Here is a 952-nt window from a genome sequence, read left to right on the forward strand (position 1 = left end):
AAATACAACACGCTCTAGATTATTCTTTACTGTTCTGGTATTGTCTGTTACACTTTTAGATATGATTACATCATAGTGTTACTCTGCATCTAAATATAGACGACAAAGTATATATTCACAGACCACTTAATTCTCGATTCAGTTGAACTTTATGAGTAAAATAGTGAGTACATATTTGTGGGTTTTGTGTTGTGCTAGTGAGTGAAGTGATACTACAGGATGCCTGGAAAAGCTATTGGAATTGATCTGGGCACAACATACTCATGCGTTGGAGTCTGGGAGGCAGGAAAGGTGGAAATAATCGCCAATGATCAAGGTAACAGAACGACGCCTAGTTATGTTGCATTTAATGATACTGAACGACTTATTGGGGATGCTGCTAAAAATCAGGTAGCTATGAATCCAGAAAATACTGTATTTGATGCTAAACGTTTGATAGGTCGCAGATATGATGATCCAAAAATACAAGATGATTTAAAACATTGGCCTTTTAAAGTTATTAATGATCACGGTAAGCCAAAGATTCAAGTTAATTATAAAGGCGAAGTTAAAACATTCTCACCAGAAGAAATAAGCTCAATGGTATTAACTAAGATGAAAGAAACAGCTGAGGCATATTTGGGACATCCAGTCAGAGATGCTGTTATAACTGTACCTGCTTACTTTAACGATTCACAGAGACAGGCTACTAAAGATGCTGGCACTATTGCTGGTCTTAAAGTTCTCAGGATCATTAATGAACCCACTGCAGCTGCTCTTGCATACGGCTTAGATAAAAATTTAAGAGGTGAGAGAAATGTTTTAATATTTGATTTAGGTGGAGGTACTTTCGATGTGCCGGTTGGCAACGACAACAGGTAGACCAGAGGTATGTCCATCTCGATCCTCTCGTACTAGAGACAGGATCCGTCAATATTCTTTTTCCCACGGCAGATAGGGACCGAACTGTCTT

Annotated in this window: 1 pseudogene; it reads left to right on the plus strand. The window is 38.2% G+C overall.

Annotation, left to right across the window (positions count from 1 at the left end):
- Nucleotides 1–219 precede the first annotated feature (219 nt).
- Nucleotides 220–843, plus strand: a pseudogene (locus MAGTDC_RS02875) (Hsp70 family protein); the annotation flags it as partial.
- Between the last annotated feature and the right edge of the window lie 109 nt (nucleotides 844–952).

Source organism: Candidatus Hodgkinia cicadicola (genome assembly GCF_002774925.1).